The 26,921-nt window shown below is 49.3% G+C and carries 24 protein-coding genes; 22 read left to right on the top strand and 2 right to left on the bottom strand.

Going from position 1 to position 26,921, the window contains the following annotated elements; genetic code table 11:
* Positions 1-202 precede the first annotated feature (202 nt).
* The 8 genes from J3P35_RS12720 to trmB are packed head-to-tail and all read left to right on the top strand — an operon-like array spanning position 203 to position 10,124.
* The gene (locus J3P35_RS12720) at positions 203-3,232 is read left to right on the top strand and encodes a tetratricopeptide repeat protein (protein ID WP_210464967.1); all 3,030 of its coding nucleotides are present in this window, start codon (positions 203-205) and stop codon (positions 3,230-3,232) included.
* 4 nt (positions 3,233-3,236) lie between these two features.
* The gene (locus tag J3P35_RS12715; RefSeq protein ID WP_210464966.1) at positions 3,237-4,910 is read left to right on the top strand and encodes a TonB-dependent receptor; all 1,674 of its coding nucleotides are present in this window, start codon (positions 3,237-3,239) and stop codon (positions 4,908-4,910) included.
* 6 nt (positions 4,911-4,916) lie between these two features.
* Positions 4,917-6,137, top strand: a complete 1,221-nt coding sequence (locus J3P35_RS12710; protein ID WP_210464965.1) for an HU domain-containing protein — start codon at positions 4,917-4,919, stop codon at positions 6,135-6,137.
* Between the two features lies 1 nt (position 6,138).
* A complete protein-coding gene (locus tag J3P35_RS12705; protein WP_246850199.1) occupies positions 6,139-6,840 on the top strand; it encodes a MotA/TolQ/ExbB proton channel family protein in 702 nt (233 codons plus the stop codon).
* Positions 6,841-6,844: 4 nt separating this feature from the next.
* Positions 6,845-7,258 carry an ExbD/TolR family protein gene (locus J3P35_RS12700; protein ID WP_210464963.1) on the top strand — a complete coding sequence of 138 codons (414 nt, stop codon included), beginning with the start codon at positions 6,845-6,847 and terminating at the stop codon, positions 7,256-7,258.
* Between the two features lie 8 nt (positions 7,259-7,266).
* Positions 7,267-8,163, top strand: a complete 897-nt coding sequence (locus J3P35_RS12695; protein ID WP_210464962.1) for a hypothetical protein — start codon at positions 7,267-7,269, stop codon at positions 8,161-8,163.
* 11 nt (positions 8,164-8,174) lie between these two features.
* On the top strand, positions 8,175-9,467 hold the full coding sequence (locus J3P35_RS12690) for a bifunctional folylpolyglutamate synthase/dihydrofolate synthase (RefSeq protein ID WP_317195378.1): 1,293 nt from the start codon (positions 8,175-8,177) through the stop codon (positions 9,465-9,467).
* Between the two features lie 3 nt (positions 9,468-9,470).
* Entirely contained in the window at positions 9,471-10,124 is a 654-nt protein-coding gene (gene trmB / locus J3P35_RS12685) for a tRNA (guanosine(46)-N7)-methyltransferase TrmB (protein WP_210464961.1), read from the top strand.
* Between the two features lie 329 nt (positions 10,125-10,453).
* Here trmB and trpF read toward each other — a convergent pair whose 3' ends face one another.
* Positions 10,454-11,074 carry a phosphoribosylanthranilate isomerase gene (gene trpF, locus J3P35_RS12680; protein WP_210464960.1) on the bottom strand — a complete coding sequence of 207 codons (621 nt, stop codon included), beginning with the start codon at positions 11,072-11,074 and terminating at the stop codon, positions 10,454-10,456.
* 284 nt (positions 11,075-11,358) lie between these two features.
* On the opposite strand from trpF, the gene mnmA reads away from it, so the two are divergent.
* From mnmA to J3P35_RS12655, 5 genes are all read left to right on the top strand, one after another.
* Positions 11,359-12,465 (top strand): tRNA 2-thiouridine(34) synthase MnmA, encoded by a 1,107-nt coding sequence (gene mnmA / locus J3P35_RS12675; RefSeq protein ID WP_210464959.1) that lies wholly within the window; start codon positions 11,359-11,361, stop codon positions 12,463-12,465.
* A gap of 17 nt (positions 12,466-12,482) precedes the next feature.
* Positions 12,483-13,199 carry a hypothetical protein gene (locus J3P35_RS12670; protein WP_210464958.1) on the top strand — a complete coding sequence of 239 codons (717 nt, stop codon included), beginning with the start codon at positions 12,483-12,485 and terminating at the stop codon, positions 13,197-13,199.
* A 204-nt stretch (positions 13,200-13,403) separates the two neighbouring features.
* Positions 13,404-14,060, top strand: coding sequence for a ribulose-phosphate 3-epimerase (rpe, locus tag J3P35_RS12665; protein ID WP_210464957.1), 657 nt, complete (start codon positions 13,404-13,406; stop codon positions 14,058-14,060).
* A 5-nt stretch (positions 14,061-14,065) separates the two neighbouring features.
* On the top strand, positions 14,066-16,525 hold the full coding sequence (locus J3P35_RS12660) for a TonB-dependent receptor (protein ID WP_246850198.1): 2,460 nt from the start codon (positions 14,066-14,068) through the stop codon (positions 16,523-16,525).
* Between the two features lie 78 nt (positions 16,526-16,603).
* Positions 16,604-17,344, top strand: a complete 741-nt coding sequence (locus J3P35_RS12655) for a hypothetical protein (RefSeq protein ID WP_210464956.1) — start codon at positions 16,604-16,606, stop codon at positions 17,342-17,344.
* 158 nt (positions 17,345-17,502) lie between these two features.
* Here J3P35_RS12655 and J3P35_RS12650 read toward each other — a convergent pair whose 3' ends face one another.
* Positions 17,503-18,375 (bottom strand): DUF2911 domain-containing protein, encoded by an 873-nt coding sequence (locus J3P35_RS12650; protein ID WP_210464955.1) that lies wholly within the window; start codon positions 18,373-18,375, stop codon positions 17,503-17,505.
* 426 nt (positions 18,376-18,801) lie between these two features.
* On the opposite strand from J3P35_RS12650, the gene hisG reads away from it, so the two are divergent.
* The 9 genes from hisG to J3P35_RS12605 all read left to right on the top strand — a co-directional run bounded on the left by hisG (position 18,802) and on the right by J3P35_RS12605 (position 26,911).
* Entirely contained in the window at positions 18,802-19,653 is an 852-nt protein-coding gene (hisG, locus tag J3P35_RS12645) for an ATP phosphoribosyltransferase (RefSeq protein ID WP_210464954.1), read from the top strand.
* Between the two features lie 2 nt (positions 19,654-19,655).
* Entirely contained in the window at positions 19,656-20,948 is a 1,293-nt protein-coding gene (hisD, locus tag J3P35_RS12640) for a histidinol dehydrogenase (protein ID WP_210464953.1), read from the top strand.
* Between the two features lie 172 nt (positions 20,949-21,120).
* A complete protein-coding gene (gene hisC, locus J3P35_RS12635; protein WP_210464952.1) occupies positions 21,121-22,188 on the top strand; it encodes a histidinol-phosphate transaminase in 1,068 nt (355 codons plus the stop codon).
* 3 nt (positions 22,189-22,191) lie between these two features.
* Positions 22,192-23,286 carry a bifunctional histidinol-phosphatase/imidazoleglycerol-phosphate dehydratase HisB gene (gene hisB / locus J3P35_RS12630; protein ID WP_210464951.1) on the top strand — a complete coding sequence of 365 codons (1,095 nt, stop codon included), beginning with the start codon at positions 22,192-22,194 and terminating at the stop codon, positions 23,284-23,286.
* Entirely contained in the window at positions 23,286-23,867 is a 582-nt protein-coding gene (gene hisH / locus J3P35_RS12625) for an imidazole glycerol phosphate synthase subunit HisH (RefSeq protein ID WP_210464950.1), read from the top strand. The genes hisB and hisH overlap by 1 nt, the downstream gene beginning before the upstream one ends.
* A 3-nt stretch (positions 23,868-23,870) precedes the next feature.
* Positions 23,871-24,590: a 1-(5-phosphoribosyl)-5-[(5-phosphoribosylamino)methylideneamino]imidazole-4-carboxamide isomerase gene (gene hisA, locus J3P35_RS12620; RefSeq protein ID WP_210464949.1), complete on the top strand. Its 720-nt coding sequence runs from the start codon at positions 23,871-23,873 to the stop codon at positions 24,588-24,590.
* Between the two features lie 205 nt (positions 24,591-24,795).
* A complete protein-coding gene (gene hisF / locus J3P35_RS12615) occupies positions 24,796-25,548 on the top strand; it encodes an imidazole glycerol phosphate synthase subunit HisF (RefSeq protein ID WP_210464948.1) in 753 nt (250 codons plus the stop codon).
* Positions 25,549-25,673: 125 nt separating this feature from the next.
* On the top strand, positions 25,674-26,324 hold the full coding sequence (gene hisIE / locus J3P35_RS12610; RefSeq protein WP_210464947.1) for a bifunctional phosphoribosyl-AMP cyclohydrolase/phosphoribosyl-ATP diphosphatase HisIE: 651 nt from the start codon (positions 25,674-25,676) through the stop codon (positions 26,322-26,324).
* A gap of 23 nt (positions 26,325-26,347) precedes the next feature.
* A complete protein-coding gene (locus J3P35_RS12605) occupies positions 26,348-26,911 on the top strand; it encodes an RBBP9/YdeN family alpha/beta hydrolase (RefSeq protein WP_210464946.1) in 564 nt (187 codons plus the stop codon).
* The last annotated feature ends 10 nt before the right edge of the window (positions 26,912-26,921 follow it).

Genomic DNA, 26,921 nt, shown 5'->3' with positions numbered 1-26,921 from the left:
ATTTACAAAAAGACGCTTTGAAACAGGAATTTTTGTAGGCTGCCTTTATGCTAAAACCACTATATTAACGTTCCCAGAAAGAGCCGTTTGCGAAAATAAGCTGGATTCTTTCTTTCTAATTTTTCTAATTTTGAAGGACAGGCCCGCCGGAGCAGAGCAGATTCTGTTTACCATCAGGCATCGGCCCAAAGCCTAATTGACTATGAAACTACCGCACAAGTTAGCCCTGGCTACCGCCTTGCTGGGAGGGACTCAGGTTGCCCACGCGCAGCAATCCCTGACATTCCGCTCAGAAGAGCGTTTTTTCCAGGAAGGGTTAGAATTGTTTGACCGCGAGAAGTTCGGGGCAGCCCAGCAGGCCTTCGCCCAGTACATCCGGCTCATCAATGACCCGCTGAGAACCGCCGATGCTCAGTATTATTACGCTGTGAGCGGCCTGCACCTGTTCCACCCCGATGCAGAACAGTTAGTGTTGCAGTTCGCCTCCCGGTACCCGGCGCACCCAAAGGCGGCCACTGCTTTCTTCGAGCTAGGCACTACCTTTTTTGACAACAAGAACTACGACAAAGCCATTGAGTACCTGGAGAAGGCCCCGGCCGACCGCCTGGACGATGCCCAACTGAAAGAATCTGACTTCAAGCTGGGGTACGCCTATTATTCCAAGAAGAACTACGCCAAGGCCAAAGAGCTGTTTGACCGCAATAAGAAAGGCAACCACAAGTATACCTATGCTTCCAGCTACTACGCCGGTTACCTGGCGTACCGTGAGGGAGATTACATTGGAGCCAAGCTGGACCTGCAGGTAGCGGAGAAAGATGAGACGTACCGCCCGGTAGTACCTTACATGCTCACCGAGGTGCTCTACAAAGAAAAGAACTTCCAAGAGGTAATCAGCTACGGGGAGAAATCGCTGCAGATGACGCCTCCGGTGCAGAACCCCAAAGAGATTGAAGTCCTCGTTGGCGACGCGTATTTCCAGCGCAATGATTTTAAGAACGCCTCCAAGTACTTCAAGAGCTACGCGCAAGGCAAGAAGTCCCTTGACAAGACGGTGCAATACAAGATGGGTATCACCGACTACAAGAACAATGACTTCAAAAGCGCTATCCAGAACCTTAAGGCGGTGGCTTTCCAATCCGACTCCCTGGGGCAGAACGCCTCTTATCACCTGGGTCTGAGTTACCTCAAAGACAACAACAAGCAATTTGCGCTGGGCGCCTTTGACCAGGCCCGCAAACTCAACATTGACAAGAATGTGAAGGAAGGGGCTACCGTGAAATACGCGCAGCTCAACTATGAACTGGGTAACAACTCTGAGGTGATCAACTCGCTGGCTTCCTTTACCAAAGATTATCCAGATTCAAGATTCAGTGGCGAGGTAGACGATATCCTCAGTGAGGCTTACCTGAACTCCAGCAATTACCTAGAGGCCATCCAGCACATTGAGAAATTGCCCAAGCGCAGTCACCGCATCAACGAGACCTACCAACGGGTAACCTATTACCAGGCCGTAAAACTTTACAATGACCAGCTGTTTCAGCAGGCCGTGGCCATGCTGGACAAGTCACTGGGCTTTCCTTACAACAAAGAGATTGAGGCCGGTAGTAACTTCCTGAAGGGTGAGGCTTATTCCATCGGGCAGCGCTGGCCGCAAGCCATCAACAGCTATGGCGCCGTGTTCCAGACCGTAAACTCGGGCCGCACCGAATTTTACGTGAAGTCTCGTTACGGAATTGGGTACGCCTACTACAACGAGAAGCAGTACGACAAAGCCTTGGTGCACTTCAAGGCTTACTTGAATGATAACACCATCAAAGCCGGCAACCCCAACTACGCTGATGCTATGATCCGGCTGGCGGATTGCTACTACGTGACCAAGGACTACAGCCAGGCTTTGAGTTACTATGACCAAGCCATGGCCGCCCGTACCCCGGATGCCGACTACGTGTACTTCCAGAAGGCAGTGGTCTATAACCTGACCGGCCGGAGAGACCAGGCCATTCAGAGCTTGCAGTCTTTGCTCAAGTCATATCCAAAGTCCCGCTACGCCGATGACGCCGTGTACCAGAAGGGGATCATTGATTTTGAGAGCTCGAACTACGCCCCGGCCATTGCTTCTTTCACCACTTTGGTGGACAGTTACTCCTCCAGCACTTTGGTGCCAAACGCCTTGCAGAAACGCGGGGTAGCCTACCTAAACCTCAAGCGCCAGAATGAGGCCATTGCCGATTTCAAACGGGTCATTGACCAATACCCAACCCATGAGGTAGCCAACAGTGCCTTGTACAGTCTGCAGGAAGCACTGGGCGCCACGAACGAAACCGAGCAACTGGATACTTACCTGGCCAAGTTTAAGTCGGCGAACCCAGAAAGTGATGCCTTGGAAAGCGTTGAGTTTGAAGCGGCTAAGTCGCTTTACTTTAATGAAAAGTACAAGCAGGCGATTCCTAAGTTCGAAGGTTTCCTGAAGAGTTATCCAGCCAGTGCCTCAGTACCCAACGCCCGCTATTTCCTGGGTGATTCTTACCTGCGGAGCGGTGACACGACCAGTGCCCTGCGCAGCCTCAAAGAAGTGGCCCTTGAAGGAAAATCTGAGTACCTGAGCAAAGCCGTACAACGCGTAGCCGATATGGAGTTTGAGAACGGCAACTACACGGAGGCCGCCAATTTCTACTCCAGATTACGTGACCTGGCTGCCAACAAAAAGGAGCAGGCCAGTGCTTTGTTAGGATTGATGAAGAGTTTCTACTTCACCAGTGACTACAACAACACCATTCTCATTGCCGATGACCTGATTGCCCGGGGCAACGCCACTCTTAACGCCTATAACTCAGCCTTGCTGTACAGAGGAAAGGCTAGCTATGCCTTGGGTCGTCTGGAGCAGGCGGAAAAGGAATTCGCTACCGCAGCCACTTCGGCCACCGACATTAACGGGGCCGAGGCGCACTACCTGCTCAGCGAGATCTACTTCAAACAGAAGAAACTCAAAGAAGCCTTAGACCACGCCTTTGACTTCAGCAAGACCTTCGGTGATTATGAACTTTGGCTGGGAAAATCCTTCCTGCTCATTGCCGATGTGTACGTGGCGCAGAACGAGGCCTTCCAGGCCAAAGCCACTCTGAATTCAATTATCGAGAACTCACCGCTGGAGGAAATCAAAACCGAGGCGAAAGCGAAGCTGGCTGCATTGGAAAATAGTGTTACCCCGTCAACCAGCACCCCTAAAGAATAAGACCATGAGATATACAACTAAATGGGCGGGTGTCTCTGCTCTCTTTTTATTAGGCTTGATACCGGCCGCTCAGGCACAGCAGACGGGTTGGGGCGAAGGAAACAAACTGGAAAGCACCGAAATTGTAGTTGAGAAGAACCGTACACTGGAGCTCCCGGAGGCCAATCGTAACTTTCAGAAGTTCCTCATTCAGCCACCCACTTTGGGAGACCGCAAGGTAACGTACCGCTTCAACGAGTACCGCTTACCTGAGCATTACATAAACCTGCCCATGAAGGTGCTGGCCATAGAGTCTGAGCAACTTTCCAAGCAATATGGCAATTACGTGAAAGGCGGTCTCGGGAACTATGGTACATTCTACGGGCAGGGCTATTTCCATAATACCCGAAACGACAAGTCTTCCTTCGGGGCGCAGGTAGGGCACCTTTCCTCGGCACACGGTCCCATTGAGAACTCCGGCTCGGCCAGTAGTTACGTTCAGGGCAACGGAGAACTTTACTATGGTCCGGTAGCTGTAGGGGGTCGGGTACGGTACGAGCGCGACCAGAACTATTTCTACGGTGGCAGCAATGTTGCAGAAGTTGATAAGAACTCTATTAAACAGGTATATAACCGTTTTTTGGTAGAGGGTCACTTGAATAACCTGACGGATGTAAAGAACATCTTCCATTACGATGGAAAAGTAGGGCTCACTTACACAGGAGATGATTACAACGCCAAAGAGACGCACCTGTTCGGGAGGGTAGAAACGGCTTATGACCTGAGTGCAGAATCAAAGATCAAGGTGGATCTGGATCTCGCCTACACCAGCCTGAAAGGCAATGATACCTATGGCCGTGGGTTCTTCAAGGTTCGTCCGGCGTACGCCCTGAAGATGGACCGTCTGGGTTTAATGCTGGGTGCCACTATCGCCTATACCGGTGACACGGTAAATGATGCCCGCAAATTCAACGTCTACCCGGCCCTGGAGGCAAATTACCAGGTGATCCAGGACAAGTTGACCATGTTTGTGGGGGCTGGTGGAGATTTGCAGCGGAACACGCTGTTCTCCCTGAGCAAGGAAAATCCCTGGCTGAACCAGAACCTGCAGATCGCGGACGTAAACAAAGGCCTGGAAATCTACGGAGGGGTGAACGGTAGCATCAGCAAATCAGTTAATTTTACGGGCAGGGTAGCCCTCCAGAACTACCGCAACCTGTACTTCTACAACAACTCGGTAGCAGATTCGGCTAAGTTTGACCTGCTGTATGACGACGGGGTAACTAAGGTGTTCCAGTTCTTCGGGCAATTGACCTTTAACCAGGCTGAGGATTTAAGGCTGGGTGCCAAGGTGGAAAGCAACAACTACACAACTACCTCATTGCGTGAGCCTTTCCACCGGCCAGACATGATCGCGACGGCCTTCGCTTCATATAATCTTTCTGACAAGATTCTCTTGAACAGTGAACTTTACTATATTAGCAGTTCGTTCGGGGAAATAACCCGTACAGATGGTACTAAGCTGCTGCAAGAGACAGACAACGTGGTGGACCTGAACCTGAAGGGCGATTACCGCTTCACGCCAAGGTTCTCTGCCTTCTTAATGGGTAATAACCTGCTGGGCAGCAAGTACCAACGTTTCGTGAATTATCCAACCCAAGGAATTTCCTTTATTGGTGGGGTTACCTATTCATTCTAAAAAAATATGGTTCAAAGCCACATAAAATCGCTGCTGTACGCCTATGACTGCGTAATCATCCCCAACTTCGGGGGATTGATTACGCATTATACGCCGGCCAAAATCCATCCGGTGAAACACATGTTTTCGCCGCCTTCCAAAAGGGTTGCCTTCAATGAGCAACTGAAGGTGAACGATGGGCTTTTGATCTCCACCCTGGCCCAGAAACAAAAATGGCCTATGCCGCAGGCCCAGCTGGCGGTAGCGGAGTTTGTGACCGAACTGAAAGAGCAACTGAGAACCCAGCACCGGTTTGAACTGGAAGACGTAGGTGTGTTCCGCTACAACGCCGAGCACAAGCTGGTGTTTGAGAACCTGGAGAGCGACAACTTCCTGGAGCAGGCTTTTGGGTTACCGGAACTGGTTGCCAAACCTATAGCCGGTAAAGAGACGCTTATCCTCAGAGGTAAATACCAGGACCAGACTCTTCAACCCGAGGAAGGCAAAAAAGCAGGAAGCAAATTCCGGAAGCTATACCGTATTGGTGCCAGCCTGGTGGTGGGTTGCGTGTCTGTAGCTACCATTTACCTGCTGTCTATGCAAGGCGATGTGGCTTTAAGCTCCCTGAACCCTGTCTCTCTGTTGACCGGTTCTGAGAACGTGGCCTCGGTTCAGAAAGAAGAACCCCAAGTTCCTGAAGTAGATGCTTTTGAGCAAGCCCAGTTAACGGAACAATATAAGTCGGCTTTGCCGGTAGATCCAACGCTAGAGGAGGAACTGGCCACTGAAGACTCCCTTTTGGCCTCTTTTCCAAAAACCAGCCCTGTAACGTTAACGGAAGAAAATAAACCGGCGGAAGCATTAGCCGCAGTGAAGGAAGAAGTGGCGGTTGCAACGGCTCCGAAGGTGACCGATCCTGCTCCTTTGAAAGAAGTAAAGGTAGCCGTAGCTAAACCAATAATTAAAAAGGCGGAAAAAGCAGAAGTTGCGGAGCCTGCTACAATTAAACGCAAGACCGGCCGTTTTTACATCATCATGGGCGTGTTCTCCTCTTCAAACGGATACGCGGCCATGCACCAGAAGCGCTTTGCTAAGAAAGGCCTGGAGGCTAAGATCATTACCTCCATCTATGATACCAAACACCAACGGGTTTCTGTAGCGGACTACGCCACTGAGGCCGAGGCCTTCGCTGCATTACCGGCGTTGCGCTCTAAAATCAGCAATGAACTTTGGGTATATAACTATTAACATGAATTTCTTTCTTCTTCAGATTACCACCGCTACTGACACAGCGGTGAATGTTGCCTCTAATGCCGCAGCCACCGCAGAAGCTGCTCCCTCTATTTCTCTTTTAGACATGGTTTGGCGTGGAGGTTGGGTTATGGTGCCTATTTTCATCTTGGCTTTTGCGGCGGTGTTTATCATGATTGAGCGTTACCTGGCCATTAAAAGAGCCAGCCGGGAGCCAGCCAGCTTCATGGACAACGTGAAGAACCTGGTGCTCAGAGGTGATTTACAGGGCGCTAAATTGCTTTGCATCCAAACCTCTACTCCGCTGAGCCGCATGATTGAAAAGGGGATCCGCCGCATTGGCTCGCCTTTGAAAGACATTGAAACCTCTATTGAGGCCGTGGGTAGACTGGAAGTTTCCCGTCTGGAGAAAAACATCAGCATTTTGGGAATTATTGCCGGTATTGCGCCAATGCTTGGTTTCGTGGGAACGATTTCCGGGGTAATCAAAATCTTCTATCAGATCTCCGTTTCCAATGATTTCGGGATCAACCAGATCTCAGGTGGTTTGTATGAGAAACTGGTGACTTCGGCGGCAGGTCTTATTGTGGGGATTATCGCCCACATTGGGTACCATTACCTCAGCCTGATGGTGGACAGAGTGGTGTTCAAGATTGAGAACAACGCCTTAGAGTTTACAGACTTATTACAGGAGAACTAAGCTTATGAAGCTTCGCCAAAAAAGACACTCTACCTCGCACGTAGAGACAGGGGCCATGAACGACATCATGTTCTTCCTGTTGCTGTTCTTCCTGATCGCCTCTACCATGGCCAACCCAAACGCCGTGAAATTACTTTTGCCTAGTGCCAAGTCTTCTAAAGAAGTGGCGCAGGAACCAATTAACGTATCGGTGACCTCCACGGGGGAGTATTTCGTCAATAAGCGCCCGGTGGCGCCTGAGAACCTGGAGATGGAATTGGCCAAGGAACTGACTGGCACAAATATTGAGAAAGCCACTGTGGTTTTGCGCGTGGATGCCTCTTTGAACGTACAGAAACTGGTAGACATTCTGGAGGTGGGTTCCAAGCTAAAGGTGAAAATGATTATGGCTACGCAAAGCCCAAGTGCCGCTTCCTGATTTAGTGTATGCAGAATTCAGTAGTTAAGAAAGATCAGCTGAAAGCCCTGGCAGGTACCATCCTTTTTTACATGGTGCTTTTCGCGGTCTTCTACTTTGTGATTTTCAAGTCGCCCGATCCGCCCTTGTCCGGAGGGGAAGGAATCGTGCTTAACTATGGCTTAGACGCCGAGGGCTTCGGGGATTTGCAGACCACGGCCAGCGCCAATGCCTCAGATAACCGGGAAGACAGCAAACCAGCCCGCCAACTGGACCAGCCAGCAACTCCGGCGCCAACCCCGCAACCACAGGCTCCCGCAACGGAAACCCAGCAGGAGAAAGTAGTAACCACCGTTGACGAAGGGCCAGTTTCCATTCCGCCCAAGGAAGAGGCAAAACCGGTCACCACGCCCCGTGAAACCCCGAAAACCGAAGTAGCCAAGCCTACACCGGTAGTGGAGAAACCCAGAGCCCTGTACCCCGGAAAATCCACCACAGCAGGTGCTAACGGAACAAACGGTACCAGCAATAAACCCACCGGCAACAACAACGGGGACCGTCCCGGCAAAGTGGGCGACCAGGGTGATCCTAACGGCTCGCTTGACTCCCGGGCGCTTTACGGCACTCCCGGCAAAGGCAACGGCGGCGGTGGAGGTGGAAGCGGCTTGAACATGCCCGGTTGGCGTTACGACGTAGCCCCAAAACCAGACCCCTTTGATGATGAAACCGGGGTGGTGAAATTCCAGATTAAGATTGACGGGAACGGGGAATTGGTAAGCGTGAAAGTACTGGAAAGCAACGTAAGCCCTAAAGTAGTGAACTGGTATAAGGAGCAAGTACAGAGAACCTCTTTTAGCCGAACCACCGGAGGCAATGCCAGCGCAGGCGCTACCGGAACCATCACCTTTATTATAAGATCCAACTAAAGACGACCTTCGTGACGTACGAACAAGCCTTAGAATACCTATATCAGCAGTTGCCGATGTTTCACCGCATCGGCAACGCTGCTTTTAAGAAGAGCCTGGTCAACATTGTGGCTCTCACTGATGCCTTAGATCAACCCCAGCACAAGTTCAAAACCGTGCACGTAGGCGGCACCAACGGCAAAGGCAGTTCCTCTTCCATGCTGGCGGCTGTGCTGCAAGCGGCCGGCTATAAAACAGGCCTGTACACCTCGCCCCACCTCAAAGAGTTCACCGAGCGCATCAGGGTGAACGGAGAGATGATCTCCCGCGGGAAGGTGGCCTCTTTTACCCAACAGCACCAAGCGTTGTTTGAAGAGGTGAAGCCTTCCTTTTTTGAGATGACGGTAGCCTTGGCCTTTGACTATTTCGTGGAGGAGCAGGTAGACATCGCTATCATTGAAGTGGGTTTGGGTGGCCGGTTAGATTCCACCAATATCATTACCCCGCTAGTTTCGCTTATCACCAACATAGGCTTGGACCATCAGGCTCTGCTGGGGAACACTGTGCAGGAGATTGCCGGGGAGAAAGCCGGGATCATCAAACCCGGGGTGCCGGCGGTCATCAGCACCACCCAAAGCTCGGTTTCAGGCATCTTTGAGGAAAAGAGCCGCCAAACCCAAAGTCCGCTCACCTTCGCAGACCAAACATACCGGGTAGCGTTGCAAGCTATCAAAGGCTTGTCTTCTTACTACGCTATCTATAAAGGAGATGACCTGTACCTGGATCAACTGGAGCTTTCACTGCTTGGGAGTTACCAGCGCTTTAACTTACCGGGTGTTCTGACTACCGTTGAAAACCTGAATGAGCAAGGCTTTACCATTACGGAAGCACACCTGCGCGAGGGCTTGCGCAATGTACAATCGCTTACCGGCTTGAAAGGCCGTTGGCAGGTGCTGGGGCAGCATCCTCTGACCATCTGTGACACGGGCCACAACGTTGACGGGCTTCGGGCGGTAGTTACCCAACTGCTGGCCATGCAGCCCAATCAAGTACACTTTGTTTTTGGGGCCGTGAATGACAAGGACATTGCCAGTGTGTTGCGCTTACTACCGATTAGTTACCGTTACTATTTCTGCGAAGCCCAGATCCCGAGGGCCTTGCCAGTGCAAAAGCTTTGGGAGGAGGCGCAGTTTGCCGGTTTAAAAGGTTCTGCTTACCCCACCGTGGAAGACGCCATTCTGGCCGCTAAAGCCTTTGCCCAGGAGGATGAGGTAATTTTCATTGGCGGTAGTACCTTTGTGGTTGCAGAAATACCCGAACTATAATTAATGGGCAGAGGAAAACTAGAGAAATTTGCGGTGAATGCCACCCGAGCAAACGTGGTAGAACCAGGCAAAGATAATTTTGAGAAACTGAAAGGGCACTGGAACCGCGACTTCTTCTTGAAGGAGCAACCGCTCATCCTGGAGGTAGGTTGCGGAAAAGGCGAGTACACCGTGGGCATGGCCCAGATGTTCCCCCACAAGAACTTTATCGGGATTGATATCAAAGGCAACCGTATTTGGAAAGGGAGCTCCCTGGCCGAGGAAGCCGGTCTATACAACGTAGGTTTCCTGCGCATCTTCCTGGAGAACCTGGACCAGCATTTCGGGGAGCAGGAGGTAGACGAGATCTGGATCACCTTCCCAGACCCGCAACCCCGCAAACGCGACATCAAACGCCGGCTCACTTCCCCGCGGTTCCTGGAGATGTACGAGCGCATCCTGAAACCCGGTGGCAAGCTCCACCTAAAAACAGATAGCGAGCTTCTTTTTGACTATTCCCTGGAAGTGCTACAGGAACGCGGCGCACCTAAACTCCTTTACACCAAAGACCTATACGAGTCTGACCTGCTGGAGCACACAATGGGTATCTACACCACCTTCGAGAAAAAGTACCTGGAGTTGGGCGTCCCTATCAAATACCTGCAGTACCAGCTTTAATGTGCTTTCATTAATGTGCTAATGAGGTAAGGTGCTAATGTGCTTATGGTGAAATGTGAAGATTTGGAAATGTGTTGGTGTGTAAATTTCTAAATAAGATGATCCTCTGATTAGCTTTTTAATTTAGCCATAGCATAGCAGGCAAGACTTGCAGCTCTCCAATGAGAAATCCCTTTTGGGCCTGTTTTCATGAAAACAGGCCCAAAAGGGATTTCAATTTCTTAACTAGATGTAGGAAAGGAATAGGTGTGATTTTTATATCTGCACATCAGCACATTTTCAAATCTCCACATCCTCAAATCTTCAAATCAAAAAATTAGCACATTACCCTAATCTTCCAGCTGTTCAAAGATCTCCTCCAGTTCATCGAAGTTCTTAAAGCCAGGGCGGATTTCCGTGCCGCCTTTGAGGGCGATCCCAGCAGGGTGGATTTTCTCCAGGGCCTCGCGGGTGTTTTCCTTGGTAAGACCGAAGCCTAGCAGGATAGGGTACTTTTTGGAAATATCGCGCAGGAAACGGAGGTTGGTATTGTCTATGAAAGAGAAGTCCTCTGAGTCAATCAGGAAGTATTCTACGTGTTGATGGTAGGTCTCCAGGGTGTTGAGGAGGTTTTCCTCTACGGTGTCTTTGTCAATGAGCACGCGCAGGATAATGGGTAAAGGCAACTCGTCCAGTTCCTCTATAAAGTAAAGCCTGTTGAGTTGCAGCATGTCTACCTTATATTCCAGCAGCAATTCCTCTAATTCCTGCGCGGGCAGGTCAGTCACTTCGCCCACCAGTTTAACGCCGGAAACCCAACCTGAGATCTCCTTGAAAGCTGCCGGGGTAAGGTGCTGCGGGTGGCCAGGTTGCAAAGAAAAGCCCAGCATTTCCACGCCCATTCCGGCGCAGTAGCGGGCATCACTTAAATTGGTAATCTGGTTTACAAGAACAATTGTATTAAGTGCCATGCTTGTTTTTTACTTGTTTTCTGGGAAAGAGCCATAAAATGGGGGTTTCCGGGTCCAAAAGTAAGCTGTTTAGGTTATGCAGCCTACAACAGCCTCATAATTTTGCGTATTTCCGGCGCTAAACCTAGTCTGTGAACTGTTAAACTTATTTTTTGTCTTCAGGGTTTTAGAAGGAGCTTTAAGTAAGTACCTGATCCTCAGCGGACGCAAAAGCCCCTTAAATTCACTATATTTGCAGCATTGTTTTTCGGCGGGACTGTGAATCCCGTTTTATTTCAGAAAAAATGAGTTCAAAAGGAAGAGTATTGGTCGCTATGAGTGGCGGCATTGATTCCTCCGTGGCAGCGGTGCTGTTGCACGAGCAGGGATACGAAGTAGTGGGCATGACCATGAAAACCTGGGACTACTCCAGTTCCGGGGGAAGCAAAAAGGAAACCGGCTGCTGCAGCCTTGATTCCATCAACGATGCCCGTGACATTGCGGTGCAGTTGGGTTTCCCGCATTATATCATTGACATCCGCGAGGAGTTTGGGGATTACGTCATTAACCATTTCACCGATGAGTACATTGCCGGTCGCACGCCAAACCCTTGCGTGCTGTGCAACACCCACATAAAATGGGACGCCTTGCTGCGTCGCGCCGATAAACTGGGCTGTGACTTCATCGCTACAGGCCATTACGCCAACATACGCGAAGAGAACGGGCGCTTTGTCATCTCCAAAGGAAAAGACCACAACAAAGACCAGTCTTACGCGCTGTGGGGAATCTCGCAGGAGAGTTTGAGCCGCACCATTTTCCCGTTGGGTCAACTGCATAAAACAGAGATCCGGCAAATGGCCACGGACCGCGGTTTTGATGCGCTGGTGAAGAAAGCCGAGTCTTACGAGATCTGCTTTATCCCGGATAATGACTACCGTGGCTTCCTGAAAAGAAGAGTGCCCAACCTGCAGGCCGAAGTAGCCGGCGGTGAGTTCGTGCTGGAAGACGGTACTGTAGTGGGCAAACACGAAGGCTACCCTTTCTACACCATCGGGCAGCGGAAAGGTTTGGGCGTGGCCCTTGGTTACCCAGCGTTTGTAACCAGAATTGAGAAAGAAACGAATAGGGTAGTGCTGGGCAATTATGAGCAATTAGCGAAGAACGGCATGAACGTGGGCAAACTGAGCATGGTCAAGTACGAGAATCTGTACGGGCTACCTACTGAAACCATTACCAAAGTGCGTTACAATGACCCAGGCACCGCTGCCACCATTGAACAGGTAGGCGACAAAATGCTGGTAAAATTCCATGCGGGCGTGAATGCTATCGCTCCTGGCCAGGCCGCCGTTTTCTACGAAGGAGACGACGTGATTGGCGGTGGTTGGATTGAAACCAGCTTTATTGTAGACTAAGAAGTCAAACAGAATATATGAAACGAATCTTGCTCTTTGTGGTCCTGTTGACCAGCCTGCTTTCCTCCTGCGGAGATGATGAAATCACCAGAGACCCAAATAGCTTGGGTTACCAGTATTTCCCCCTTGAGGTGGGACGATTTTGGATTTTCAACGTCACAGAGAACGAGTATTCCAGAAATCAGGTCACCAAAACCACTACTTTCCAAACTCGCGAACTAATCAAGGATATCACCACCGACCAGACCGGTCGTGAGTGGTTCCGGGTAGAGGTTAGCCGCAGGAATTCTCCAGAAAGTGCCTGGACCGTTTCTGGCGTGAAGCTTATCTCCATGTCTTCCACTGATCTGCGCATCTTGGAAAACAACCAGACCACGGTTCATATGGTGTTCCCGGTACAGGACGGGTATTCTTTTGTTTCCAATGCCTTCAAGAACGAAGACCACGAGAATCCGGTTTATTACACCTATGCCAATTTAGGGGATGCTTTCTCAGAAAACGGTAAGAACTATGAGAATACCTTAACCCTGGTGCAGGCTGAAAGTAAGAATACAATTGAGCTGGAGAAAAGAAATGAGGTTCTGGCGTTAGGAGTTGGGCCGGTTAGCCGTACGAATAAGGACTATACCTATTGCGAAGATTCCTCGGGAGCAAGCTGCCCTTATGGCGAGGACTACATAATAACCGGTTCAGACCGGGTGGAATCTCTGGAAAGCACCGGAAAAGTAGAATAAGCTCTCCTTAAAAAAAAGACAAAGCCTCGTTGTGATTTCCATGGCGAGGCTTTTTTGTTTATCTTCATTCACCTCGTTTTGACCATCCTTTGAGAATACAGGCTTTAAACATTAAACCCTTGACCGGTTTAAACCAGTATTATACTACGCATTGCTTTTTGCGGCTAGAAAGTGTTGCTTTGCATAAATAGAAAATCTTCCCTGATGCCTCATTTAATTGCCCCTTCAGTCTTGGCTGCCAATTTTGGCCAGTTAGACCATGATGTTGAAATGCTCAACCAAAGCGCTGCCGACTGGATCCACGTGGATGTAATGGACGGACGTTTTGTACCTAATATCTCCTTCGGGTTTCCAGTTCTGCAAGCCATCCAGAAAGTGGCCCAAAAGCCTTTGGATGTTCACCTCATGATTGAGCACCCAGAGCTGTACATTGAGCAATTCAGGGATGGCGGTGCCGATATTATCTCGGTGCATTATGAGGCTTGTCCGCACCTCCACCGTACCCTGCAGCAAATCAAAGCCAGTGGCGCCAAGGCTGGGGTGGCCTTGAACCCGCATACGCCAGTCTCCCTGCTATCTGAGGTGATTCAGGACATTGACGTGGTGATTCTGATGTCTGTGAACCCTGGTTTTGGCGGGCAGAAGTTTATCTCTAATACCTACCAGAAAATCAAAGAACTGAAATCCCTGATAACCGCTAAGGAATCTTCCTGCCTTATAGAAATTGATGGTGGGGTGAATGTGGAGAATGCGCCTTTGCTGCTAAAGGCGGGGGCAGATGTTTTGGTAGCCGGGTCTTTTGTGTTTAATGCGCAGGATCCCACACAAACCATCCAGGACCTGAAACAAATCTCTTTTTAAAAGTCATGCGCATGCGGACGGGTTGGTGTTGGGTTTTCTTTTTTTTACTGGGTTTACCGGCCATGGCCCAGCAGGCTTACCTGCAAGGCATTGTCCAGGACGATGCCCAAAAACCTCTGGTTGGCGCTACCGTCGGTTTGCAGGGCCATGAGATTTCCACCATCTCAGATGCCCAAGGCAGGTTTACTTTAAAGCTTGAACCCAATACCAGGTACTGGTTAGTAGTGAGCTACATAGGTTACCAGACCAAACGCGAGGAAATCCAGTTGCTGCCCCAGGAAAGGAGATTTGTCACCGTGGAGTTGCAGGAAGAAAATAGCCAGATCTCCGAGGTCAGGATCAGGGGGCGAAATCTGGAAGACACCCGAGACCAGGTAAGTATTACCCGGCTGGATCCGCGCTTGACCCAGACTTTGCCGGCGCCTTTCCAGGAATTCAATAAAATACTGCTCACACTGCCTGGCGTTACCAGCAACAATGAACTGTCGTCCAGTTACTCAGTAAGGGGCGGCAATTTTGACGAGAACCTGGTGTATGTGAATGGCATTGAGGTATACCGGCCTTTCCTTAACATCAGCGGCCAGCAGGAAGGTCTCAGCTTCGTTAACCCTGATCTGGTGGAGGATGTCACATTTTCCTCGGGTGGTTGGCAGCCCAAGTACGGCGATAAACTCTCCTCTGTCCTGGACATCCAGTACCGAACACCCACTAAATTTGCGACTTCACTTTCGGGGAGCCTAACTGGTGGATCTGTGCACGCAGAAGGCATTGCCAGCAAAGGACGGCTTGGATACCTGGTAGGCGCCCGTTATAAAACCGCGGCCTACGTGTTGAACAGCCTGGAAGTGGAAGGTGATTACCGGCCTAAGTTCGGCGATGTGCAGACGTATCTCACCTATGACTTGTCTTCTGAAGAACACCGGAAGACAGGATTGGAACCGAGAACGCAACTCAGCTTTTTAGGCAACGTGGCCAACAACAACTATCAGGTTCGCCCTGAAACCCGCGAAACCACTTTCGGGAACCAGTTCCAGATGCTGCGCCTGCTGGTAGGTTATGACGGGCAGGAACAAATGCGCTACACCACTTACCAGGGCGGATTACGGCTGAAGCATGACTTCTCGCCAGAATTCCGGACGGAATTCATTTATTCTGGATTATACAGCCAGGAAAGAGAATTCCGTGATCTAGAAGCGGGTTACCGGTTCTGTGACGCCATGCCTACACCCGGGGTATCGCCTTTCAACCGGTGCGCCGGAGAACGGGGAGTGGGAACGCGGTATGAGTACTCCCGTAATCGCTTGCGGGCGGCCCTACAGACCATGGAATTAAGAACCACCTGGTCACCATCAACCAAAAACCAGTTCAGTGCCGGTATCAAAGGCAGCCGTGAGAACATCAGGGATGTCCTGAACGAGTACTCTTTCCAGGATTCCTCAGATTACGTCTTTGACCTTACCAACTTGCAAAACGAACAGGAGTTGGCTTCCTGGCGCTACCAGGGTTTTGCCCAGCACCAATGGAACTTGGACAGCCTGAAGACCCTCACGTATGGTTTACGGTTCCATTATTGGTCGGTGAACAAGCAGCTTTCCGTAAGCCCCAGAATACAGTATGCCATGCAATTCCCAAGTCTGCCGGACTGGTCTTTCAAGCTGGCTACAGGCCTGTACGTACAAGCACCCCTTTACCGGGAGCTGCGGAATGTCCAGGGCAACCTGATAACAGACCTGAGCAATCAGCAATCCTGGCACTTCATCTCAGGAACCGAGTACCGATTCCAGAAATGGGGTCGGCCATTTAAATTGACTGCTGAGGCCTACTACAAATACCTGCCTTCGGTGATTCCATATGATCAGGACAACATGCGCATCCGGTACCTGCCCCAGGTAAAAGCCACTGCCTATGCCATGGGGGTTGATGTACGGGTGAACGGGGAATTTATTAAAGGAGAGGAATCATGGTTTAGCTTGGGTTTGTTAAGAACGCGCGAGAATCTGTCGGGTGACTCCACCATTACCACCGATCCGGAGACGGGCCAAATAGTTAAGAAAGAACCTCGCGGTTATATCCGGAGGCCCACTGATCAGTTACTTAATTTCGGGGTTTTCTTTCAGGACCATCTGCCAAACAACCCCACTTTGCGCATGTACCTGAACATGGTGTTCAGTACCGGATTGCCCTTCAGTCCGCCTAGTAACCTGAGCCTGAGAAGCGGTTTCCCTGGGCCGTCGTATAAACGGGTTGACATAGGTTTCTCTAAGCTCATCACCATCAGGGGAACGGAGAACTCCAGCAACTTTGGGCTCAAAAGCCTTTGGCTAAGCCTGGAAGTCCTTAACCTTATTGCCGCCAATAACGTGATCTCCTACAACTACGTGCGTGATTATAATGGCATTACTTACGCCGTACCTAATTACCTGACAGGCCGCTTGTTCAACCTTCGTTTTATAGCCAAATTGTAGAAAACGGCCTTAAAACAGGTTAATGCGGTTTGTCTTTAGTTGGCAGTCTCTGGATAGAATAGATTTAAAAAAATCCCCATGGTAATATTTAGGTCGCTGGCTCTGGTTTCCTTATTGGTGTTTTTTAGTTGTAATCAGAAAAACAAGGTAGAAACAGAAACCATTAGGCAAATTGATAGTCTTGCCTTGGCACAAGCTCAGAGTGGCAGGCAAAATTTTCAGGTGGTGGCTGCAGAAAAAGAAAGCAACACTGAGGCCGCGAAACCAAATGTATTGTCAAAAGACGAAGAGGAAATCCAAAACCTGATAAGGCAAGTTTTGAGTTGGAGCAACTCAGAAAAGGCAATAACCCTGTTACCCGCCTTGACCGATGGCAAAGGGGCCGTTTACATAGGTTTTGATATGAGCATGCACAGAGCTAATCTACAAAGTCTTAGAAAAACCGGGATATTTTCGGATGAGTTTATAGAGGATTATGATAGAATAATCCTGACGCTAAATAGGAAACTCAAAAACAAAGAATTGGATGAATGGCTGGTGGGCGAACTACCAACGTTTTCCTTTGCGAATGACGTAGATCCCTGGTGCCTATGTCAAGACGTTCCCTATGATACCCCTAACCCATGGGCTTCTGTTGAGGTAGAGGCATTGGTATTGAAAGATAACGAAGGGAGCTTTCAGTGGAAATGGGGTAAACTTGGATTGAACCATTCCCCAGATTGGAAGGAATTCAGGTATAGATTTAAGGTTAAGAAATCAAATGGCCAGTGGAAAGTCTCTTACCTGGAGGGATTTGACTTTGAAAAAAGCACTAAATAAATCAAGGGCCCTCAAAAACATATATGAAGAAGCATCACTAGACTGGATTCGTCGTTGTCTTCAACACGAAGGCAATATTCACTGTATATGCAGCGAGGCCGCCAATTAATGGGCGGCCTCGCTGTATTTAAGTCAATTTAAAAAAAAGAGCCTAAAAACTAATTCACTGCGAAACGCTTTTCCTTCCAAAGAACGGCAGCGTCTTCAATTTCATCAGCGTATGCTTGATACGATTCTTTGGACAGCCTACCCAGTTTCTGTGCTTTCTTGTTCAACTCAAGAGCCTCGGCGTATTCATGTTTTTGGGCCAGCAATTTGGCTTTAAGCCAGGTATTAAAGAAATTCTCTTCAATGTTGATGGACTTATTTATCCATTCAAGGGCTTGCTCATGGTCTGAGTTCTGCTGGAGGAGGTAACCAACGGCCTGGGCCAGAATAGCCCAATCAGTCGGCTTAGCCGAGGAGAGGGAATCTTTGATGAGTTTCAGGGTCTGGTTGTGCGCGTCTACCTTAATAGGGATGACTAGTTGCTTGTTTGCCCAATTCAAAGAAAGGCGGCCGCTGTTTGGGGTGATGTCCTGAACGGAGTACTGCAGGGTTTCGTGGAAGACTGACCATTGCGGGGAAAACGGAATCCGGACCATATCCTGGCTTTGATCGTAGCCATCGGTACCCCACAGGCCTTTTTGCTTACTCAAGATCAAAGACCAATTGGTAGAATCTGTTGGCAATACAAATAAGGTGTAAGTACCAGCCGGGATTTTCTCCTGTGCAATCTGAACCTCGGTACTGAACTTAATAGTGGTGGCTTCATTGGCACCGGCACGCCAGACTTTCCCGTAAGGAACCAATTTGCCCCAAATTTCGCGGTTCTTCACGCCGGGGGCGCCATAGTTGATGGTGATATCGGTGACTCCAATGGTGTAGGTAAGGTTGGCTCTTGGACTAGCCTGAGGTAATTTGAGCATAGTCTGGGCAAAGCCAGAGACGGTAAAGAAAAGGAGTGTGACCGCTATCAGGTATTTTCGCATAGTAATTACGGGTTGAACACTAAAACAGAACTGCTGCAACTTTTAGTCAGAAGCAAAAGGCAAACCAAATCGCCAATTTAGTTTATCCTTTTTCATGTTTAAATTGTAAAATACAAATATTGCGTATTTAACTGAAGAAAACAAGTCAAAAAAGAAGACGTATCTATTTGATTAAAGGGAGAACGTACTACCTTTGGACTACATTATGAGCAGCACCTACAAAAATATTTCCCTTTCAAAAGCCGCAACCGCGGTTCATGGGGTGCATTGCCATCTTTTCCATCATTCCTCTTAGGAGGAATTATATCATCATATCGTCCATTCAGGGGCAGGGCCCCATTTAAGCCGTCGCTTTTCTCAGAGATCAGCGAATCAGCTACTATCTTTGTTTCTTCTTCTACGCTTTCAAAAGCACTTACATAATTTATGATTCGGCTAGCCATCCAGAAATCCGGGCGCCTTTCAGAGGACTCTTTGAAACTGATCCGTGAATGCGGCATCTCCTTTATCAGTACTTCTTCCAAACTCAAGACCGAAGCCACTAATTTCCCGCTTGAAATTTTGTTCCTGCGCGATGATGATATTCCCGGCTACGTAGCCGACGGTGTGGCTGATATTGGCATTGTGGGCCAGAACGTTCTGGTAGAGGAAGGTTTGCAGGAATTATCTGTCAAGAACCTGGGCTTCAGTAAATGCCGCTTGTCTTTGGCGGTGTCTAAAGGAGATACTTACACCGATGTCACCTCTTTACAGGGAAAGAACATTGCTACTTCTTACCCCAACCTGTTACAGGAATTTTTAACCTCTAAAGGCGTACAAGCCGATATTCATACCATCAGCGGCTCGGTGGAGATTGCCCCCAGCATTGGGCTGGCAGATGCAGTATGTGACATTGTATCTTCTGGCTCTACTTTGATCAGCAACGGTCTGCGCGAGGTGGAAACGGTCTTCAAATCTGAAGCGGTGCTCATCTCTAACCAAAACCTGGACCAGGAAAAAAACCGTCTATTACAGCAGTTATTGTTTAGGATGGAGGCGGTGCAGAAAGCACAGAAGTCTAAGTACGTGGTGTTGAACGCGCCTAACTCGGCCATTCCGCAGATCAAGCCGCTGTTGCCAGGTATCAAGTCGCCCACCATTATTCCGTTAGCCGAAGAAGGCTGGAGTTCGCTGCATTCTGTGGTGAACGAAGATGATTTCTGGGATATCATCCAGAAACTGAAAGAAGCAGGGGCGGAGGGTATTTTGGTGGTTCCAATTGAAAAGATGATTGGGTAAGCATGAAAACCTATCTATATCCTAAACAAGAGGAATGGGCAGCTCTTACTCAGCGTCCGGTTCAAAAGCTGGACCAGTTGCGAGCAGGCGTGCAGCAGACCTTTGACCAGGTTCAGCAACGCGGAGATGCAGCTCTGATTGAGTTAGCGGCCAAATTTGATAAGGCCACGCTGCAAAGCGTTTGGGTAACCGAGGAAGAAGTTGCCGCTGCCATTCCGCAAGTATCTGAAGAGTTAAAGGAATCTATAGATTTAGCTTACAGCAATATACAGCGTTTTCATGAAGCCCAGCGTGAACCGGTTCAACAAGTAGAAACCATGGCAGGGGTTACTTGTTGGAGAAAGTCAGTGGGAATTCAGAAGGTTGGTTTGTACATACCGGGTGGTTCTGCACCTTTGTTCTCTACGCTGCTCATGCTGGGTATTCCCGCCCAGATTGCCGGTTGCCGCGAAATCATTCTTTCTACTCCGCCCAGCGCAGACGGTTCTATCAACGCCACTATTCTCTATACCGCCAACAGACTTGGCATTAAACGCATCCTGAAAGCAGGTGGAGCGCAGGCCATTGCCGCTATGGCATTCGGGACGGAAACGGTACCGGCTGTAGATAAAATTTTCGGACCGGGTAACCAGTATGTAACCGCAGCTAAGCAAATGGTGACCCAAATGGGAGTAGCCATTGATATGCCGGCAGGTCCTTCTGAAGTATTGGTGATTGCCGATGACTCTGCTGATCCAGACTTTGTTGCGGCTGACTTACTTTCACAGGCAGAACACGGCCCAGATTCACAGGTTGTTTTTGTTACGAATTCTGAAAATCAGCTTAAAAACGTACAGGCTGCCGTAGCAGACCAGGTAGCGAAACTGCCTAGGCAAACGGTAGCTGAACAAGCGTTGAACAACAGTATTGGGGTGGTGGTAGATACGTTGGAGGAAGCGCTGGCCTTCTCTAACCTGTATGCACCTGAGCACTTAATCCTTTCAATAGAGGCACCAGAAGCACTAGCCGAAGGAGTAACGCAGGCTGGTTCTGTCTTCATGGGCCACTTTAGTCCAGAGTCTGTAGGTGACTATGCTTCAGGAACAAATCACACGCTACCTACTAATGGATACGCCCGTAACTACAGCGGTGTTTCCCTGGATAGCTTTGTGAAAAAGATTACGTTCCAGCAACTGACTCGTGAGGGATTAGAGCGCATAGGACCAGCGGTGGAAACTATGGCGGAGGCAGAAGGGTTGCACGCGCACAAGAATGCAGTGACGGTTCGCCTAAGAAAAACCTCTTTGTCATCCTGAAAGGATTTGGTGAGCGTACTGAAAGAGCTTTTATTCATCGCACCTGCTGTTGGCCCACAAGATCTTTCCAAGATGACAAAATGAGAAAGAAGGATTTAGATTGTACAGAAGAAGATGTGTTGAAGCACTTAAAATAGCACATCAGCACATTACTTAATTAGCACATTTACCAATGTTTTCAATAGATAATTTCATTCGTCCGCACCTGAAGTCACTGAAGCCGTATTCCTCGGCGCGTGATGAGTTTGAAGGCGAAGCCAGCGTCTATCTGGACGCAAACGAAAATAACCTGGGCAGTCTGGCAGGGGGCGTTGATTACAACCGCTACCCAGACCCTTACCAGAAAATCATCAAAGAAAAACTGTCAAAGCTGAAAGGGGTTAGACCAGAGCAAATCTTCATAGGAAACGGTTCTGATGAAGCTATTGACCTGCTGATGCGTCTGGTATGTGAGCCGGGCCGTGACGAGGTTTTGTTGTTGCCTCCAACCTACGGCATGTACGAGGTGAGTGCTAACATCCATAACATTGGCATTCAGCGTGTACCGTTAGATGAGCATTTTCAGCCTGTTTTTGAGAAAATAGCCGAAAAACAAACCGAGCTTACTAAGATTCTTTTCCTGTGCTCGCCTAATAACCCCACCGGAAATATTCTGGAGCCTGCCACGGTAGAAAAGCTTATCCGTTCTTTCAACGGTTTGGTAGTAGTGGATGAAGCGTACATAGACTTCACCAATGTGCCTAGCTGGATCACCCGTTTAAACGAGTTCCCGAACTTGATGGTGATGCAGACGCTTTCCAAAGCTTGGGGAATGGCTGGTCTTCGTTTAGGAATGGCTTTCGCTTCACCGGAAATCATCGGTTATCTGAATAAAATCAAGCCTCCTTACAACATTAACGTAGTAACGCAGGAGCTGGTAAGTGCCGCTTTAGATAAAACTGCACAACTGGAGGATATGCTGCAAGTTATCATCCAGGAACGCTCTCGTTTGATAGTAGCTTTTGCAGCACTTCCGCTGATTGAAAAGGTGTACCCGTCAGATGCCAATTTCGTGCTGGTACAGGTGCCGAACGCCAATGAACTGTATGTCTACTTATTAGAGCGTGGCGTAGTAGTTCGTAACCGTTCAACTCAACCGGGTTGTGCGAATTGCTTGCGCATCACCATTGGCACACCTGCCGAAAACGATAATCTTTTAGAATCACTGAACGCTTATTCCGCTCAAGAAGCCACTCTGTAAACCATGAAAAAAGTTTTATTTATAGACCGCGACGGTACCATTCTCCTGGAACCACCTACCGATTATCAGGTAGACTCTTTTGAGAAGTTCTCTTTCTACCCGAAGGTCATTCGTAACCTCCACAAAATATTTACAGAGCTGGACTATGAGTTTGTGATGGTAACTAACCAGGACGGCTTAGGTACAGATTCTTACCCTGAAGATACCTTCTGGCCTTACCAGAACAAGATGCTGGAGATTATGGAAGGCGAGGGCATCAAGTTCGCGCACATCCATATTGACCGCAGCTTTGAGCACGAAAACAGCCCGAATCGCAAGCCACGCTTAGGCATGCTGGGCCAGTACCTGACCGGTGAATATGACCTGGCGAACTCGTACGTGATTGGCGACCGCCTTACCGATGTGCAGATGGCGAAGAATCTAGGTTCTAAAAGCATCTTGTTACAAGATATCGCAAATGAAGATGCTTCGTTCATCAGCACAGATTGGGATGCCATTTATAACTTCCTGCGTTTGCCTGCCCGTACCGCTACTATTCAGCGGAACACCAATGAAACGCAAATCAGTGTTGAAATCAACCTGGACGGCGAAGGTAAATCTGACATGCAGACGGGTGTTGGCTTCTTTGACCATATGCTGGACCAATTGGCGCGGCATTCTGGCGTAGACATGCGCATTCACGTGAAAGGCGATTTGCACATTGACGAGCATCACACCATTGAAGACACCGCTTTGGCTTTAGGGGAAGCCTTCGCGCAAGCCATTGGCGACAAACGCGGTATTAACCGCTACGGCTTCCTGTTACCAATGGATGATGCCTTAGTACACGCAGCTATTGACTTTTCTGGTCGCCCGTGGTTGGTGTGGGATGCTAAGTTTTCCCGCGAGAAAGTAGGAGACATGCCAACCGAAATGTTCATGCACTTCTTCAAATCTTTTTCAGACACGGCTAAATCTAACCTCAACATCAAGGCCGAAGGCGAGAACGAGCACCACAAAATTGAGGCTATCTTCAAAGCAGTAGCCAAAGCTATCAAGATGGCGTTAGTGCGTGACGTGAACAAGATGGAGATTCCAAGTACCAAAGGTGTTCTATAATGAAAATCGTCATAGTAGATTATAAAGCGGGTAACGTGCAGAGTGTGCTTTTCGCCCTGGAGCGATTGGGTGCTCACGCCACCGTTACCTCTAATACCGAAGAGATTCAGTCAGCCGATAAAGTGATTTTTCCGGGTGTAGGCGAAGCTTCATCGGCGATGCGGGCACTTAAGGTTAATAACCTGGATCTGCTGTTGCCTACGCTTACGCAGCCATTCCTGGGTGTTTGCCTCGGTATGCAATTGCTCTGCCAGCACTCTGAAGAAGGTGATACTGAAATGCTGGGCATTATTCCAGTGCCCGTGAAGAAATTTGATGCGGCTATCAAAGTGCCGCACATGGGCTGGAACAATCTGCACCACTTGAAGAGTGATTTATTCACTGGTATACAGGAAGAGGAGTACGCTTACTTCGTGCATAGCTTTTATGCTCCGGTAACAGAGCATACCATTGCGCAGAGCTCTTATCCAGAGCCATTCAGTGCCGCCCTGCAGTACAAGAACTTCTACGCGGTTCAGTTTCATACCGAGAAAAGCGGCCCTGCGGGAGCGCACATTCTTCAGAACTTCTTAAATCTCTAAGCCATGGACATTATTCCGGCTATTGACCTTATTGGCGGCCAGTGCGTTCGCCTCACCGAGGGTGATTTTTCCCAGCAGACTACGTACCACACAGACCCGGTAGAAGTAGCGAAACAGTTTGAAGGCCTCGGCTTACGTCGGTTGCACCTGGTAGACTTAGACGGTGCCCGTGCCAAACAACCCGTGAACCTTCCGGTACTGGAGCGTATCGCCAGCCAGACTAAATTGCACATTGATTACGGTGGAGGCCTGCAAAGCTCAGAAGCCATCCGTCAGGCGTTTGATGCCGGAGCCAAACAAATCACTGCTGGTAGCATTGCCGTACGGGAGCCGCAAACAGTAGAAGCTTGGCTGAAGGAGTACGGTGCTGACCGCATCATTGTAGGCGCTGACTTCAAAGACAACCGCATCGCCATTAATGCCTGGGCCGAACAAAGTGAATTAACACTTGAATCGTTTTTGGCTTCTTTTGCTGAAAAAGGCGGAAAAACGTTCATCTGCACCGATGTAAGCAAAGACGGTAAACTTCAAGGTTCTTCTATTGAGGTTTACCAGCGTTTACTGGAGCAGTTTCCAACCTTGCAGTTCATCGCCAGTGGCGGCGTAACTACTATTGAAGAAGTACATCAGCTCCGCAAAGCAGGCTTACACGGTGCTATCATCGGTAAAGCTATCTATGAAGGCACCATTTCCCTGGAAGATTTGGCTAAAGAAGTTATCTAGTTAACAAGGTTTGCTGGCGCGAGCGTCCCGCTCGTGTCCCCACGCATTGCTGATTCTGACTTCGCTGAGAAGCAAAAAAGATTCAGGTATGATTACGGACACGAGCGGGACGCTCGCGCCAGCGGAATAAAAGAATTAAATAAGTAAGATGTTCAGACTTGACTCTTAAGTCCAGCATCTAACATCTAAATACTAGCATCTATAAATGCTCACAAAACGAATTATCCCTTGCCTGGATATCAAGAACGGACGCACCGTGAAGGGCGTACGTTTTGAAGATATCCGCGATGCCGGTGACCCGGTGGAACTGGCGGCTTTGTACGCGAAACAAGGCGCCGATGAATTGGTGTTTCTGGACATCACTGCAACCAATGAAAAGCGGAAGACGCTGGTGGAACTGGTGCGCGAAGTGGCCCGCTACATTGATATCCCATTCACCGTGGGTGGCGGCATCAGTGCCGTAGAAGATGTTGAAGTGCTGTTACAGAATGGCGCCGACAAAGTATCAGTAAACTCCTCGGCTATTCACCGTCCTGAACTAATTACTGAACTGGCGAGTCGTTTCGGGAGTCAGTGCGTGACGGTGGCCATTGACACCAAGAGCACTCCGGAGGGCTGGAAGGTTTTCAGTAAGGCAGGTACAGTAGATACCGGACTTTGGGCACTGGATTGGGCCAAGGAAGTGGTAGAGCGTGGCGCCGGAGAAATCCTGCTGACCTCCATGAGCAACGACGGCACCAAGAACGGCTTCGCGCTAGATATTACGGGCGAGATTTCCCGCAACGTAATTGTTCCAGTGATCGCCTCTGGCGGGGCCGGGAATGAGCAACACTTCTTAGACGTGTTTGAAGCCGGTGCCGATGCCGCGTTGGCTGCCAGTATCTTCCACTTCCAGGAGGTACCGCTACCCGGCTTGAAGAAGTTTTTGGCGCAGAATAAAATTGATATAAGATGTTAGAGCCAAACCTCACAGGTTTTGAAAACCTGTGAGGTTTTTCTTTACAGGCACAGGCTATTTAAGATTCGTTTCTCTGAATTCATGTCAAAAACAGAGAATCTAAAAAGCAGACATAGGTTAAAAACATGACCATAGATTTCAACAAAGGAGAGGGGCTGGTACCCGCCATCATCCAGAATGCCGCTAACGGTAAAGTATTGATGCTGGGCTACATGAACGAGGAGGCCTTTGAGCAAACTCAGTCAACAGGCTTGGTGACGTTCTTCTCCCGCTCTAAGAACCGCCTCTGGACCAAAGGCGAAACTTCGGGGAATACGCTCAAGGTGGTGAAGATGGAACTGGACTGCGATCAGGACACACTTCTGATTTTGGTGGACCCCACCGGACCAGCCTGTCACCGCAACACCGAAACCTGCTTTGATGTGGAGAGCGACAGAGACTCTTATCATCTGAGAAGCTTCCAGAACTTCACCCCAACCGAGCAAGCGCTACAATTCATCGCGAATCTGGAGCAAACCATTAAAGACCGTAGAAAGAATCCTATTGAAGGCTCCTATACCAATCACCTGTTTAACAAAGGCCTGAACAAAATGGCCCAGAAAGTAGGGGAGGAAGCGGTGGAGGTGGTCATTGATGCAGTTGCCGGAAACACAGAACCGATGAAAGGCGAAGCAGCTGACTTGATCTTCCACTTGTTGGTGCTGTTAGAGGCCTCAGGGCTTTCACTAGCTGAAGTAGTGCAGGTACTGGAAAGCCGTCATAAGCCTCGCGAATAGGGGTTAGTTTTAATTGAAGTGAAATGACTTTTAACGCTACCATTCTCATCGTCCCTGGTTTGGGAAATTCCGGTGAGCTGCATTGGCAATCGCTATGGGAAAAGCAATTTAACTTTCCTAGGGTGCAGCAGCTGGATTGGGAAACCCCTGACTGTGCCGATTGGGTAGAGACTTTGGAGGCCGCCGTAAAACAGCACAATCCCGAAAACCTCATCCTGGTGGCACATAGCCTGGCCTGTGTCACCATTGCGTTTTGGGCCGCTAAATACAATAGGAGGATCAAAGGAGCTCTGTTGGTTGCGCCCAGCGACACAGAAGCTGCTTCTTTTCCGGAGGGAACCTCCGGATTCAGGCCCATTCCGTTGCTAAAACTGCCATTTCCCTCGGTGGTGGTGGCCAGCGACAACGATCCTTACATGGAACTAGTTCGGGCGGAATACCTGTCAAAGCAGTGGGGCAGCAGCTTCCTGAACATTGGAGCGGCGGGCCATATTAACGTAGCCGCAGGATTCGGGGAGTGGCCTCAAGGCTTGGCGCTTCTCCAGCAACTTGACTCAGGTGTAGAATCAAAAAGACTTACTTCTTAAGGATAATTGC

Source organism: Rufibacter roseolus, assembly GCF_017916365.1.
GTDB lineage: Bacteria > Bacteroidota > Bacteroidia > Cytophagales > Hymenobacteraceae > Nibribacter > Nibribacter roseolus.
The sequence above is the reverse complement of the archived record's forward strand: the minus strand, read 5'-3'. Positions and strand labels throughout refer to the sequence as shown.